Genomic DNA, 13,964 nt, shown 5'->3' with positions numbered 1-13,964 from the left:
CGGGGAGGGGAGGGGCGGGAGGGGCCTGGTGTGTGGACGTAAAGCGAAGCAGTCCACACACCAGACCCCGGAGGCCCGTCACCGCACCCAACAACCACCCGCCCGCCGCAGGCGCAACGACGAGTCAGCCGAAAACACAGGGAACCACAGCCCCGCGCAGCGGACCCCCGCCCCGCCGCAGGCGCAACGGCGAGGGCGCCGCGAAGCGGGCCACAACCGGCGAGCAACCACCACGGCGGGAAAGCCGAAAACGTGGGAAGAAAGCAGAACGCAGGGCCTAAAGCTCAACCTCTCGCATCAGCATGCCGACCTCCGTGTTCGTCATGCGGCGGAGCCAGCCGGACTTCTGGTCGCCCAGGGCGATCGGGCCGAAGCTCGTGCGGACGAGCTTGTCGACGGGGAAGCCGGCCTCGGAGAGCATGCGGCGCACGATGTGCTTGCGGCCTTCGTGGAGGGTGACCTCGACGAGATAGTTCTTGCCGGTGTTCTCGACGACCCGGAAGTGGTCGGCGCGGGCGTAGCCGTCCTCCAGCGGGATGCCGTCCTTGAGCTGCTTGCCGAGGTCACGCGGGAGCGGACCCTGGATCGCGGCCAGGTAGGTCTTCTGGACGCCGTAGCGCGGGTGCGTCAGGCGGTGGGCCAGCTCACCGTGGTTGGTGAGCAGGATGATGCCCTCGGTCTCGGTGTCCAGCCGGCCGACGTGGAACAGCCGCGTCTCACGGTTGGTGACGTAGTCGCCCAGGCACTGGCGGCCGTCGGGGTCCTCCATCGTGGAGACGACACCGGCGGGCTTGTTCAGCGCGAAGAAGAGGTACGACTGGGTGGCGACCGTCAGGCCGTCGACCTTGACCTCGTCCTTCTCCGGGTCGACCCGGACGCCCTGCTCCATGACGATCCGGCCGTTGACCTCGACCCGTGCCTGGTCGATCAGCTCCTCGCAGGCGCGGCGGGAGCCCATACCGGCCCTGGCCAGCACCTTCTGCAGCCGCTCGCCCTCTTGGTCGCCGAACGTCTTGGGCGTCTTGACCTGCGGCTTGTTGTGGCGGGCGCGGTTGCGCTCCTCGATCTGGGCGTCGTACTCGCGGGGGCGCGCGGGCGCCTGGCCACGGCCGCGCTGCGGGCCGCCCTTGGCACCGGGACCGGACTTGGCGCCCGTACGCGGACCACCCTTGGCACCGCCGCGGGCCGCAGCGCCCCGGCTGCCGCCGCTCTTGCCGCCGCCGCGCTCGTCCTTGCCGCCGGGGCCGCCGGTTCCGCCCACGTCGTAGCGGCGCTCCTCCGGACGGGGACGACCGGCGCGCTGCTGCTTGTCGTCCCGCTTTCCCCCAGCCTTCGGCTGGGATGTGCCCCCACCCGCGCCGCGGTAGTTGCCCCGCCCGCTGTCGTTGTTCCTGCCGCTGCTTCGCATCAATGATCCGTCTGAGAGTCGCCGCTGTCGTCTACGTCGAACGACGGGATACCTTCCGGCGAGTCGCCCTCGACCGCGTCCGCCTCCGGGAGGAAGGGTGCGAGTTCAGGGAGCTCGTCCAGGCCGCGCAGGCCCATCCGCTCCAGAAAGTAATTCGTCGTCCTGTACAGGATCGCACCTGTTTCAGGTTCCGTCCCCGCCTCCTCCACCAGGCCGCGCTGGAGGAGCGTGCGCATCACACCGTCACAGTTCACGCCGCGTACGGCCGAGACGCGGGAACGGCTGACCGGCTGACGGTACGCGACCACGGCCAGAGTCTCCAACGCGGCCTGGGTCAGCCGGGCCTGCTGGCCGTCCAGGACGAAGCCCTCCACGGCGTCCGCGTACGCCGCGCGGGAGTAGAACCGCCAGCCGCCGGCCACCAGCCGCAGGTCGAAACCACGGCCCTGGCGGGTGTAGTCGTCGGACAGCTCGCGCAGCGCCAGAGCGACCGCGCGGCGGGGCCGCTCCAGCACCCTGGCCAGGTGTTCCTCGGTCGCGGGCTCGTCGACGACCATGAGGACGGCCTCCAGCGCGGGCTTCAGCTCCAGCTCGGCGACGAGCGGCGTCCCGGCCGGTGCCCCGGACCGCCCGCCCGGGGTGCCGTCCGCACCGGCCTCCGTGATGTCGTACGCCTCGTCGCTCATGCCCGCTCCTCTCCTGCCGGCGCCGTCCGCTCCGCCTCTGCGGCGCGCTGTCCCGGTTCCCGGTCGAACTCGTCGGTGACCACCGGCTCGGCCCCCTCCGCGCCCGTCCAGCGGACCGTGAGCGCCCCCAGGGCCTCGTCCTGGTCCAGGACGACCACCCGCTCCCGGTAGAGCTCCAGGAGGGCCAGGAAGCGGGCGACGACGGTGAGGGTGTCCGGTGCATCCGCGCACAGCTCCTGGAAGCCGCACTCGCCCGCCTCGCGCAGCCGCGCCATCACCACCTCGGCCTGCTCCCGGACGCTCACCAGCGGGGCGTGGATGTGGTCGACGTAGACCTGCGGCCGCGCCTTGGGCTGCATCGCCTTCACCGCGAGCCGGGCGAAGCCCTCCGCGCCGGTGCTGATGACGACCTCGGGCAGCAGCTCGGCGAGGCGTGGCTCCAGGCCGACCGTACGGGGGTGACACCGGGCCTCGTCCGCCAGCCGGCCGCTGAAGATGTCCGCGATCCGCTTGTAGGCGCGGTACTGGAGCAGCCGGGCGAAGAGCAGGTCGCGGGCCTCCAGGAGCGCGAGGTCCGCCTCGTCCTCCACTTCGGCCACGGGCAGCAGCCGGGCCGCCTTCAGATCCAGCAGCGTCGCCGCGACGACCAGGAACTCCGTGGTCTGGTCCAGATCCCAGTCCGGCCCCATGGCACGGATGTGCGCCATGAACTCGTCGGTCACCTTGGACAGCGCGACCTCGGTGACATCCAGCTTGTGCTTCGAGATCAGCTGGAGGAGGAGGTCGAAGGGGCCCTCGAAGTTGTCGAGCCGGAGCGTGAAACGGCCGTCGCCGTCCTGGCCCTGCCCGTCTTCCTCCCCGTCTTCCTTGCCGGGGTCGTCGCTTTCGCCGTCCTCGCCAGACTTGCCGTGATCGCCGTCCACGGAGGCAGCATCGGCAGGCGTGGCGTCGACGGCGGTCCCGGGCGCCTCCCCGGCAACGGCCGTCGGCGCCGCGGTCTGCGGCTCGGGCTCCGGCCCCGGCCCGTCGGAAACCTCCGGCAGCGCCTCGGCCGCCCCGTCCCCGTCCGGCCCTCCGGGTTCGTCCAGCCCACCGGGCCCGTCCGGTGCCGCCGGACCCGCGCCCGGCCCCCGGCCCAGGGGTCTGCGGGCGCGGGGGGTGGCGGCTTCGTCGTTGGTCGTCGGCATCGTGGTCCATGGTGCTGCGGTCCCGTGCCGGGGGCGACGGGCTGGTCACGGGCGGGACGGCCCGCCGAGGAGGCAGGCTATCCCGGCCCGCCCGGCGTGACGTTTCCGCACCGCGGCGGCCGTCGCAGGAATTCTGGGCCGTGGCCGGCGGGCGGCCACGACGGTGGGCCGGCGGTGCCGGGCCGTCCGCCTGTACAGGGCGCGGGCAGAGGCGTCAGCGGCCCCGCAGCCGCCGCACCAGGATGCTGGCGTCGCCGCGCGACTCCAGGTCGGCGAGGACGACGGCGACCGCCTCGCGGACGATCCGGCCGCGGTCGACGGCGAGGCCGTGTTCGCCGCGCAGCACCAGCCGCGCGTGTTCGAGATCCATGAGCTCCTCGGCGGAGACATAGACGGTGATCTTCTCGTCGTGCCGTTCCCGGCCGCTGGGGCGGCGGTTGGCGCCGCGGGTGCCGCCGCGGCGGCGGCCCTGGCCACCGGCCTGCGCGGCCGCGGCGGCCGGGTCGGAACCGGCCTGGCTGCCCTTGCCCGCCTTGGCCCGGTGGCCCTTGGCGGTGTCGCCGTCCGTCTCGCGGCCGCCGTGCTCGGCCGGGGGGCCGACGGCGGGCACCCGGGGCGGGGTGGCCGGTCCGCCGTCACCGGCGGTCGCCGCCGGGGTGTCCGAGCCGCCGGTGCCGGGCCGGCGCTGCCGTACCGCGGTGGCCGCCTCCTGCCCCTCCGCCGCCGGATCGGGCTCGCCGGCCGGTGCGGGTACCCGGGGCGCCTCACCGTTGGCCGGGGCGCCGTTCGCCGGCCGGCGGGGGCTGGAGGGCTGCAGCCCCACTCCCCCGGTGGTACGGAACAGTTCGTCGGCTCCCGGCAGACTCACTCGGCGTGACACCGGGCGAGCACCTCCCTGGCGAGCTGGCGATAGGCGGCGGCACCAACGGAGTTGGAGGCGTACGTGGTGATCGGCTCGCCCGCGACGGTGGTCTCCGGGAAGCGGACCGTACGGCCGATGACGGTGTGGTAGACGTGGTCGTCGAAGGCCTCGACGACACGCGCCAGGACCTCACGGCTGTGCACGGTGCGGGAGTCGTACATCGTCGCCAGGATGCCGTCGAGTTCCAGCTCGGGGTTGAGCCGCTCCTGGACCTTCTCGATCGTCTCGGTGAGCAGCGCGACACCGCGCAGCGCGAAGAACTCGCACTCCAGCGGCACGATGACCTTGTGAGCCGCCGTCAGGGCGTTGACGGTGAGCAGGCCGAGGGAGGGCTGGCAGTCAATGACGATGAAGTCGTAGTCGGCCAGCAGCGGCTTCAGCGCTCGCTGGAGCGTCGACTCGCGCGCGACCTCACTGACCAGCTGCACCTCTGCCGCGGACAAGTCGATATTGCTGGGCAGCAGGTCCATGTTGGGGACCGCGGTCTTCAGCAGCACCTCGTCGGCCGACATGCCCCGCTCCATGAGCAGGTTGTAGACCGTCAGGTCGAGCTCCATCGGGTTGACGCCGAGTCCGACCGAGAGGGCGCCCTGCGGGTCGAAGTCGACGAGCAGCACCCGTCGTCCGTATTCGGCGAGTGCGGCGCCCAGATTGATGGTCGAGGTGGTCTTGCCGACCCCGCCCTTCTGGTTGCACATCGCGATGATTTTGGCGGGGCCGTGGTCCGACAGCGGTCCCGGGATGGGGAAGTAAGGGAGCGGGCGTCCGGTCGGGCCGACGCGTTCGCGGCGCTGTCGCGCGGCGTCCGGCGCGAGCGTCGCGGCGTATTCGGGGTCCGGCTCGTACTCCGCGTCCGGATCGTAGAAGTGCCCCTCGGGCAGGTCGTCGTAGTCGGCGAGACGGGCGGGTTCTCCACTGCCCCGGTCGCCGGCCATGGCGTTCACGTGATGGCCGTCCATGCTCTGGTGGGCTGTCGTGGAAATACTCTGATGGGCTGCGAAGGTATGGACCGCAACGGAGCCGACAGCCTCGCGCCCCGAGGGACCCTGGTCCCGTGCAACCACTCCTGGTTGACCGCCTCCGGGAGTAAATGTCGACTCATTCACAAGTCGTCTTACCTCCTTGGACGTGACCAGGAAACTTTATCGATAGGTCAGCGTGGCACCATGCCGACGGTTGGCGACTCTATGGCGTGTCGGGCGTCCGCAGCAACACAATCCACCGGACCCGGCACGATGTGTCGGTAACCGGACCCCGTGATGTCAAGGGCGCAAGCGGTATCGGACCGATGTTTCAGGGGTGCGCGAATCGGTTAAAGGGTTACGTTCGCGGCGAGTTGGGTGCCGACGAACCGGAGTACAACGTTCCGGTGGCCGGACACGCAACCGGCCGGGCCTTGTCGACAAGGCCCGGCCGGAGGTGCGGCGTTGACGTCCGTCGTTGACGACTCAGCCGAGGAGGGTGCGCAGTTCGACGTGCTCCAGGCCGTGCGCCTCGGCGACGGGGCCGTAGACGACCTTGCCGTCGTGCGTGTTCAGGCCCTTGGCCAGCGCCGGGTCACGGCGCAGCGCCTCGACCCAGCCGCGGTTCGCCAGCTCCACGATGTAGGGCAGCGTGGCGTTGGTGAGCGCGTGGGTGGAGGTGTTCGGCACGGCGCCGGGCATGTTGGCGACGCAGTAGAAGACCGAGTTGTGGACCGGGAAGGTCGGCTCGGCGTGCGTGGTGGGACGCGAGTCCTCGAAGCAGCCGCCCTGGTCGATCGCGATGTCGACAAGCACACTTCCGGGCTTCATCTTGGCGACGAGCTCGTTGGTGACCAGCTTCGGCGCCTTGGCGCCGGGGATCAGGACGGCACCGACGACGAGGTCGGCGTCGACGACGGCCTTCTCCAGCTCGTAGGCGTTGGAGACGATCGTCTGCACCTTGGTGCCGAAGATCTTGTCGGCCTCGCGGAGCTTGTTGATGTCCTTGTCGAGCAGGGTGACGTGGAAGCCGAGGCCCACGGCGATCTGCAGCGCGTTCCAGCCGGAGACGCCACCGCCGATGATGACGGCCTTGCCCGCGTGGACACCGGGGACGCCACCGGGCAGCACACCGCGGCCGCCGGCCTGGCGCATCAGGTGGTAGGCACCGACCTGCGGGGCGATACGGCCCGCGACCTCGGACATCGGGGCGAGCAGCGGCAGCTGGCGGCCGGCCGTCTCGACGGTCTCGTAGGCGATGGCGGTGGTGCCGGACTCCAGCAGGGCGTCCGTGCACTCCTTGGAAGCGGCCAGGTGCAGGTACGTGAAGAGCGTCTGGTCCTTACGGAGGCGGTGGTACTCCTCCGCGATCGGCTCCTTGACCTTCAGCAGCAGGTCAGCGGTGGTCCAGACCTCGTCGGCGGTGTCCAGGATGGACGCACCGGCGGAGACGTACTCCTCATTCGTGATGGACGAGCCGAGACCGGCGTCCTTCTCGATGAAGACCTGGTGTCCGTGGCGGACGAGCTCGTGGACTCCGGCGGGCGTGATAGCCACGCGGAACTCGTTGTTCTTGACCTCGCGGGGGATGCCGACCTTCACGTCGATCACGGTCCTTGCTAGAGAGGGTGCAGGAGGAATTATCCCCTCATGCCTTGCATGACGGAACTGGCCGCGCCGAACGCGGTCCAGCCAGTCTATTGAAGGAGCTCCTCTTGTCTAGCCTTGCAAAGCATTAATTCTTGCGAGAAGCACCACCGATTTCGTAGGTCACTCCGGATGATCTCCAAGGAGTCGCTCTCCGGCCATGCGATGGAGCCGTGCCGCGGCGGGGTCGCCGAGCCGGTCGAGGGTGTCCGCGATCCGCAGCTGCAGGGCCGCCTCCAGCTTTTCGTCATCCGCGCTCCGGGCGAGGTCCAGGGCTTCGAGACAGGTGCGCAGCGCGTCCTCGGGACGCCCCGCGCACTCCTGCACGCGGGCCAGCTCACCGGCCGCCCGCGCCTGTCCGGCCCGCTCGCCGAGCCGGCGGTAGGTCCCGACGGCCGCCCGCCACGCTTTGAGCGCCTCGGCCCACCGGCCCGCGCAGGCGAGCGCGCCGCCGATGCGGCCGTGCAGCCGCGCCGCGTCACCGGCCTCGCCGCGGGCCAGCCGCAGCTCCAGCGCCCTGCCGTACCAGTCGGCGGCCCGCTGCCAGTCCTCCAGCTCGGCGTAGCCACCGCCCAGCGACTCCAGCGCCCGGCCGGTGGCCACCGGGTCCTTCACCTCGCGGGCCGCCTCCAGTGCGCCCCGGTAGCGGGTGAGCGCCTGCACGGTCCGGCCCGCCTGGCCGTCCAGGTCCCCGAGGTTCAGCAGCGCGGCGGCCCGCTCCCGTGGCATCCCGCGCCGCTCGGCGACCCGGAGGACGAGTTCGTGCAGCGCGTAGAGGTCCGGGGCGGCGGCCTCGGGGCCCTGGTGGACCAGCAGCGTCCGGGTCAGCGCGGCCATCAACCGCCGGTCCAGGGTGTCGAGTTCACCGTCCGCGACGGCGATCCTGGCGGCGTCGAGCAGGGCGCTGCGGCGGCTGCGCAGCCAGTGTGCGGCGGCGGCCCGGGAGCCGAAGCGCAGCGCGCGCGGCAGCCCCGCGGTCTTCTGCCGGGCGGGGGAATCGGCCGGCTCGCCCCTCGCCCGGCAGGACTGCAGCAGCCGTACGGTCCGCTCCAGCATCCGGGCACGGGCCAGCTGGACCTCGGCCGGGCGCTCGTGCTCGGTCAGCAGGTCGCGGGCCAACGGGGCGAGGCATCCGGCCAGGCGGTACGGGGCGTACAGGGCGGCGTCCGGCACACGGGCGCCCGGGACCTCGTCGTCCCCGGCGGCGACCGGGTGCAGCAGCCCGAGCCCGGCGAATTCGCCCAGGGTCGTGGCCGCCGCGGCCACCGAGCAGCCGGCCAGCGCGGAGGCGATGTGCGCGTCCACCAGGCCGCCCGGCGCCAGGGTGAGCAGCCGCAGCATCCGGGCGGCGGGCGCGGGCAGCGTGTCATGGGTGAGGCGGAAGGCGCGGAACAGCGGCCGGGCGCCGGTGGGCAGGTCCGGCGGCAGCGGAACGGCGTGCAGTGCCTGGCGCAGGTCGGCGACCGAGGACATCGGGCGGGCGGCGAGCCAGGTGCCGGCCAGCACCAGCGCGGCCGGCTGGCCGCCGCAGTCCTCCACCACGCTGTCGGCGGTCCGCGGGTCGACGGTGATCCGGGTCGGTCCGGCGTACCGGCTGAGGAGGGCGACCCCGGCCACGCCGTCCAGACCGCCCAGCGCGCACGGCCGGACGTCCCGAATGCCGGTCAGCGGCCCCTGCGAGACCACCACGACCAGGCAGTCCGGGGCGTCCGGCAGCAGCGGTTCGACCTGGTCGGCGCCCGGTGCGTCGTCGAGGAAGAGCAGCGCCCGGCGGCCGGCGAGCGCCGCGCGCAGCCGCTCGGTCAGCTCGTCCTCGGCGGCGCCCGGCGGGGCGCCGTCGCCGAGCGCGGCCAGCAGTTCACGCGCGGTGCGCCCGGTGTCGGCCGGTGCGCCGTCCGGCCCGGTCAGGGTGGCCCGCAGCACGCCGTCGGGATGGTCGCCGGCCAGTTCCCGCAGCAGCTCCTCGGCCAGGGCCGTACGGCCGGAACCGGGGCGGCCGGCGATCAGCAGCACCCGGCTGCGGGCGCCCTTGCGGCCGGAGAGGGTGTCCAGGCCGGCGCGGGCGATGTCGGCGTGCAGCGCCTTGAGCTCACGGCGGCGCCCGACGAATCCGGCGGTGGCGGCGGGAACGGCGGGGCGGGCGGCACCGTCCCGGCGGGGCGCCGCGGCCCGCGGTCCGGGCGCTGTCGTGACCGGTACTTCGGCCGCCTCCGGGGGAAGCTGCCCCCCGCCCACCGCCTGGTCCGTCACCGGCTCACGCTCCCGTCCACCTGCGCGTACGAATCCGCCGCCGGGGCGGACGCTGGGCGTGCCGGACGCCGCGAGCCCCGCCCTCCGGGCGAACGACGGGACTTTGGGGGCACGCCCCAGCGAGCGTAGTTCACGCCCCGTCACGTCCCGTGCAGTGAGGGGCGGTTACCTCACCCGATCGGATCGGTGGATCATCCGACCGGCTCGTGATACGGCGCCGGCGGCCCGGTGATCAGGCCTCGAAGGGGCGGGCCGGCCACGGTGCGTCGGCCGGGCGCAGCGCCTCCAGGCCCGCGCCGCCCTGCGCCGCGGTGAGGGCCAGCACGCCCACGACGAGGCAGTTGTTGTGCAGCTCACCGGCGAGAGCGCCACGGACCAGCTCGTCCTGCGGCACCCGCGCCAGCTCCATGTCGGCCTCCTCCTCGGAGACCTCGAAGCGCTCCCCCTCGGCCTCGGACAGATCGCGGGCGAGGAAGATCCGTACGGCCTCGTCGCAGCCGCCGGGCGTGGTGTAGACGTCGGTCAGCACCCGCCAGTCCCCGGCCTTGACGTGCGCCTCCTCGTACAGCTCGCGCTGCGCGGCGTGCAGCGGGTTCTCACCGGGGATGTCGAGCAGCCCGGCGGGGATCTCCCACAGCTTCTGGCGCACGGGGTGGCGGTACTGGCGCAGCACCAGCACCCGGCCCTCGTCGTCGAGGGCGAGGACGGCGACGGAACCGGGGTGGACCTGGTAGTCGCGGGTGACGGTGGAGCCGTCCGGCATGACGACCTCGTCGGTGCGGACGCTGGTCTTGTTCCCGGTGAACGGCGTCGTGGTCGCGGTGACCGTCCACTCCTCGGGGGTGTCCTTGATCGCCATGGCGCGTCCTCCTGTGTGTGCCTGTACCAACGCAGAAACCGGGGCACGACCTGCGGGAGGCCGTACCCCGGCAACCGTATCCGCCGTGGTGTCCGCTACTTCGCGGCGCCCGTCTTGCGCGCGACCGCGGCCTTCACCAGTCCGGCGAAGAGGGGGTGCGGGCGGGTCGGGCGGGAGCGCAGCTCCGGGTGCGCCTGGGTGGCGACGAGGTAGGGGTGGACCTCGCGCGGGTACTCGACGTACTCGACGAGCTTGTTGTCCGGGGAGGTGCCGGAGAACTGCAGGCCGGCCTTCTTCTCCAGCTCGCCGCGGTAGGCGTTGTTGACCTCGTAGCGGTGGCGGTGGCGCTCCTCGACGTAGGGCTGGTCGTCGTAGACCTCACGGACGATGGAGCCCTCGGCGAGCTTGGCGGGGTACATGCCCAGCCGCATCGTGCCGCCCATATCGCCCTCACCTGCGACGATGTCCATCTGCTCGGCCATCGTGGAGATGACCGGGTCGGCGGCCGCCGGGTCGAACTCGGTGGAGTTCGCGCCCTCGATGCCGGCGAGGTTGCGGGCCGCCTCGATGACCACGCACTGCAGGCCCAGGCACAGGCCGAGCAGCGGGAGCTTGTTCTCCCGGGCGTAGGTGATCGCGCCGACCTTGCCGTCCACGCCCCGGTCGCCGAAGCCGCCGGGGATGCAGACCGCGTCACAGTCCGCGAGCTGCTCGGCGGCCCCGGCCGGGGTCTTGCAGTCGTCGGAGGTGACCCACTTCACCTTCACCCGGGCCTTGTTGGCGAAGCCGCCGGCCCGCAGCGCCTCGGTGACCGAGAGGTAGGCGTCGGGGAGGTCGATGTACTTGCCGACCAGAGCGACCCTGACCTCGTGGTCGGGGTTGTGGACGCGGTCGAGCAGGTCCTCCCACTGGGTCCAGTTCACGTCCCGGAAGGGCAGGTCCAGCTTGCGCACGACATAGGCGTCCAGGCCCTCGGTGTGCAGGACCTTGGGGATGTCGTAGATCGACGGGGCATCGATCGCGGCGACCACCGCGGCCTCGTCGACATCGCACATCAGCGAGATCTTGCGCTTGATCGCGGTCGGCACCTCACGGTCGGCGCGCAGCACGATCGCGTCGGGCTGGATACCGATGTTGCGCAGCGCGGCGACGGAGTGCTGGGTCGGCTTGGTCTTCAGCTCACCGGACGGGCCGATGTAGGGCAGCAGCGAGATGTGCACGACGAAGACGTTGTCCCGGCCGACCTCGTGGCGGACCTGGCGGACGGTCTCCAGGAACGGCAGCGACTCGATGTCGCCGACGGTGCCGCCGACCTCGGTGATGACGACGTCGACGTCCTCGGTCGCCATCCGCCGGATGCGGTGCTTGATCTCGTTGGTGATGTGCGGGATGACCTGCACGGTGTCGCCGAGGTACTCACCGCGGCGCTCCTTGGCGATCACGGTGTTGTAGACCTGGCCGGTGGTCACGTTCGCCGAACCGTCGAGGTCGACGTCGAGGAACCGCTCGTAGTGGCCGATGTCCAGGTCGGTCTCGGCGCCGTCGTTGGTGACGAAGACCTCGCCGTGCTGGAACGGGTTCATCGTTCCGGGGTCGACATTGAGGTACGGGTCGAGCTTCTGCATCGTGACCCGCAGGCCCCGCGCCTTGAGGAGAGCACCCAGGCTGGAGGCGGTGAGCCCCTTGCCGAGCGAGGAGGCGACGCCCCCGGTGACGAAGAGGTGCTTGGTCGTCGTGGATTTGGGCGGCATGGCCAAGAGGGGGCTCCCGTGGTCGCGAGGTGGAGAGGTGCGAGGCGGCGCCGTCCGGAGATTTCAGGGGTGCCGTCGCTGCGGTTCGGGGGTTCTCGTGCCCACCGGTCCACGGGGTACCAGGCTATCAGCGACCGGGCATGGTCGCGCCCGGCCACACAGGGTGACCGTGCGGTGCCGGTCGGGTGCCGGTGTCACGTGACGGAGGCCACCCGTTCGGAGCACTTCAGTCCGTGCGAGCATCACGCGGATCACCCACCTGCGTCGTATCCTGCTCGGACACTCGCGACGAGCCGTCCGGGAAGGCAGCACCCTCCCCCAGCTACCGCTGGACGGTGCCCCCAGCCCGATTTCCGGTCCCGCTGCTCGGCGACGTTTCATGGGCAGGACGGACCAATACATACGTCCCATGGGGGGCGTGACTCCAGTTCGACGGGAGATGCACGTGGCCGGGCGCATCGAGGACTACGCACTTATCGGCGATATGCAGACCGCCGCTCTAGTGTGCCGGGACGGCACGGTGGACTGGCTGTGCCTGCCCCGCTTCGACTCCCCGGCGGTCTTTGCGGGGCTGCTGGGCACGGAGGAGCACGGATTCTGGCGGATGGGGCCGGTCAACGGTCCCGGGGGGCGGCCCGCACCGGCCGACCGCAGGCGTTACCGGGGCGATTCGCTCGTCCTGGAATCGGAGTGGGACACCCCGCGCGGCACCGTCCGCGTGATCGACTTCATGCCGCCCCGTGACGGGGCGCCGCAGCTGATCCGCATCGTGGAGGGCGTCAGCGGACGGGTCCCGATGCGCTCGCAGCTGCGGATGCGTTTCTCGTACGGCTGGGTCGTGCCCTGGGTGCACAAGATCGACGACCGTACGGTGGCGGTGGCCGGGCCCGATTCGGTGTGGCTGGACACCGAGGCGGAGACCTACGGCAAGGACCTGACGACCTTCTCCGACTTCACCGTTTCCCCGGGTGAGCGGATCGCGTTCACGATCAGCTGGGAGCCCTCGCACAAGCAGCCGCCGGCCGTCGCCGACCCGGAGGGGTCGCTGGAGGCCACCGAGGAGTTCTGGCGCGAGTGGGTCGAGCACTGCACGTACCACGGCCCCTACCGGGACGCGGTGGTGCGCTCACTGATCACGCTGAAGGCGCTGACGTACGCGCCGACCGGCGGGATCGTGGCGGCGCCGACGACCTCACTGCCGGAGTGCATCGGCGGGGTGCGCAACTGGGACTACCGCTTCACCTGGCTGCGGGACGCGGCGATCACCCTGTCCTCGCTGCTGCGCACCGGCTACCGCGAAGAGGCGCGGGCCTGGCGGGAGTGGCTGCTGCGGGCGGTGGCCGGCGACCCGGACAACCTGCAGATCATGTACGGCATCGCCGGTGAGCGGGAGTTGGGTGAGAACGAGCTCAACTGGCTTCCCGGGTACGAGAATTCCCGTCCGGTGCGGGTCGGCAACGGCGCCGCGGGACAGCTGCAGCTCGATGTCTACGGCGAGGTCACCGAGGCGCTGCACCTGGCGCACATGACGGGGCTGGCCCGCAACGACTACGCCTCGCTGCTCCAGATCAAGCTGATCCAGTGGGTGGAGAAGCACTGGGACGAGCCGGACGAGGGCATCTGGGAGGTCCGCGGTCCGCGCCGGCACTTCGTCCACTCCAAGGTGATGACCTGGGTCGCGGTCGACCGTACGGTCAAGCTGATCGAGTCCGGCGATGTCGACGGACCGCTGGAGCGCTGGAAGGACCTGCGCGAGACGATCCACCGGGACGTCTGCGAGAAGGGTTACGACAAGGAGCGCAACACCTTCACCCAGTCCTACGGCTCGCAGGAGCTGGACGCCTCGCTGCTGCTGATCCCGCAGATGGGGTTCCTGCCGCCGGACGACAAGCGCGTCATCGGCACCATCGAGGCGATTCAGCGGGAACTGTCCACCGAGGACGGCTTCGTACTGCGCTACCCGACGTCCGGTGCGGACGATCTCGGCGTGGACGGGCTGGAGGGCGAGGAGGGTGCGTTCCTGGCGTGCTCGTTCTGGCTCGCCGACGACCTCGCGATGATCGGCCGGGTCGACGAGGCCCGCAAGCTCTTCGAGAAGCTGCTCTCGCTCCGCAACGACCTGGGCCTGCTGGCCGAGGAGTGGGACCCCAAGGGCCGGCGGCAGGTGGGCAACTTCCCGCAGGCGTTCAGCCATGTCCCGCTGATCGACACGGCGCTGCGGCTGACGGCCAGCGGGGCCTACGGGGGTTAGCGGCCCCCTTGGGCCGCTCACCGCCCGGGGTTCTGTGGTGC

The 13,964-nt window shown here is 71.6% G+C and carries 10 protein-coding genes; 1 reads left to right on the top strand and 9 read right to left on the bottom strand.

Annotation, left to right across the window (positions count from 1 at the left end; all coding sequences use genetic code 11):
* Positions 1-277 precede the first annotated feature (277 nt).
* The 9 genes from ACFW5B_RS31820 to ACFW5B_RS31780 all read right to left on the bottom strand — a co-directional run bounded on the left by ACFW5B_RS31820 (position 278) and on the right by ACFW5B_RS31780 (position 11,672).
* Complete coding sequence (locus ACFW5B_RS31820; protein ID WP_386447314.1) at positions 278-1,408, bottom strand: pseudouridine synthase; 1,131 nt, start codon at positions 1,406-1,408, stop codon at positions 278-280.
* A complete protein-coding gene (gene scpB, locus ACFW5B_RS31815) occupies positions 1,408-2,094 on the bottom strand; it encodes an SMC-Scp complex subunit ScpB (protein WP_386447311.1) in 687 nt (228 codons plus the stop codon). Before scpB ends, ACFW5B_RS31820 begins: the two co-directional genes overlap by 1 nt.
* Positions 2,091-3,281: a segregation/condensation protein A gene (locus ACFW5B_RS31810; protein WP_386447309.1), complete on the bottom strand. Its 1,191-nt coding sequence runs from the start codon at positions 3,279-3,281 to the stop codon at positions 2,091-2,093. The genes scpB and ACFW5B_RS31810 overlap by 4 nt, the downstream gene beginning before the upstream one ends.
* A gap of 214 nt (positions 3,282-3,495) precedes the next feature.
* Positions 3,496-4,161 (bottom strand): hypothetical protein, encoded by a 666-nt coding sequence (locus ACFW5B_RS31805; RefSeq protein ID WP_386447306.1) that lies wholly within the window; start codon positions 4,159-4,161, stop codon positions 3,496-3,498.
* Positions 4,146-5,162: a ParA family protein gene (locus tag ACFW5B_RS31800; RefSeq protein WP_362610672.1), complete on the bottom strand. Its 1,017-nt coding sequence runs from the start codon at positions 5,160-5,162 to the stop codon at positions 4,146-4,148. Before ACFW5B_RS31800 ends, ACFW5B_RS31805 begins: the two co-directional genes overlap by 16 nt.
* Positions 5,163-5,651: 489 nt before the next feature.
* A complete protein-coding gene (gene ald / locus ACFW5B_RS31795; RefSeq protein ID WP_168483645.1) occupies positions 5,652-6,767 on the bottom strand; it encodes an alanine dehydrogenase in 1,116 nt (371 codons plus the stop codon).
* Between the two features lie 168 nt (positions 6,768-6,935).
* Positions 6,936-9,062 carry a tetratricopeptide repeat protein gene (locus ACFW5B_RS31790; RefSeq protein WP_386447302.1) on the bottom strand — a complete coding sequence of 709 codons (2,127 nt, stop codon included), beginning with the start codon at positions 9,060-9,062 and terminating at the stop codon, positions 6,936-6,938.
* A 232-nt stretch (positions 9,063-9,294) separates the two neighbouring features.
* Complete coding sequence (locus ACFW5B_RS31785) at positions 9,295-9,921, bottom strand: NUDIX domain-containing protein (RefSeq protein ID WP_386447299.1); 627 nt, start codon at positions 9,919-9,921, stop codon at positions 9,295-9,297.
* 95 nt (positions 9,922-10,016) lie between these two features.
* Positions 10,017-11,672 carry a CTP synthase gene (locus ACFW5B_RS31780; RefSeq protein ID WP_386447296.1) on the bottom strand — a complete coding sequence of 552 codons (1,656 nt, stop codon included), beginning with the start codon at positions 11,670-11,672 and terminating at the stop codon, positions 10,017-10,019.
* A gap of 439 nt (positions 11,673-12,111) precedes the next feature.
* Here ACFW5B_RS31780 and ACFW5B_RS31775 point away from each other — a divergent pair, with 439 nt between their 5' ends.
* A complete protein-coding gene (locus ACFW5B_RS31775) occupies positions 12,112-13,923 on the top strand; it encodes a glycoside hydrolase family 15 protein (protein ID WP_386447322.1) in 1,812 nt (603 codons plus the stop codon).
* Positions 13,924-13,964: the final 41 nt, after the last annotated feature.

Origin of the sequence: Streptomyces sp. NPDC058773 (assembly GCF_042746015.1) — a bacterium.
Taxonomy (GTDB): Bacteria; Actinomycetota; Actinomycetes; order Streptomycetales; family Streptomycetaceae; genus Streptomyces.
Note: the sequence above shows the minus strand (reverse complement) of the source record. Positions and strands in the feature narration are given on the sequence as shown.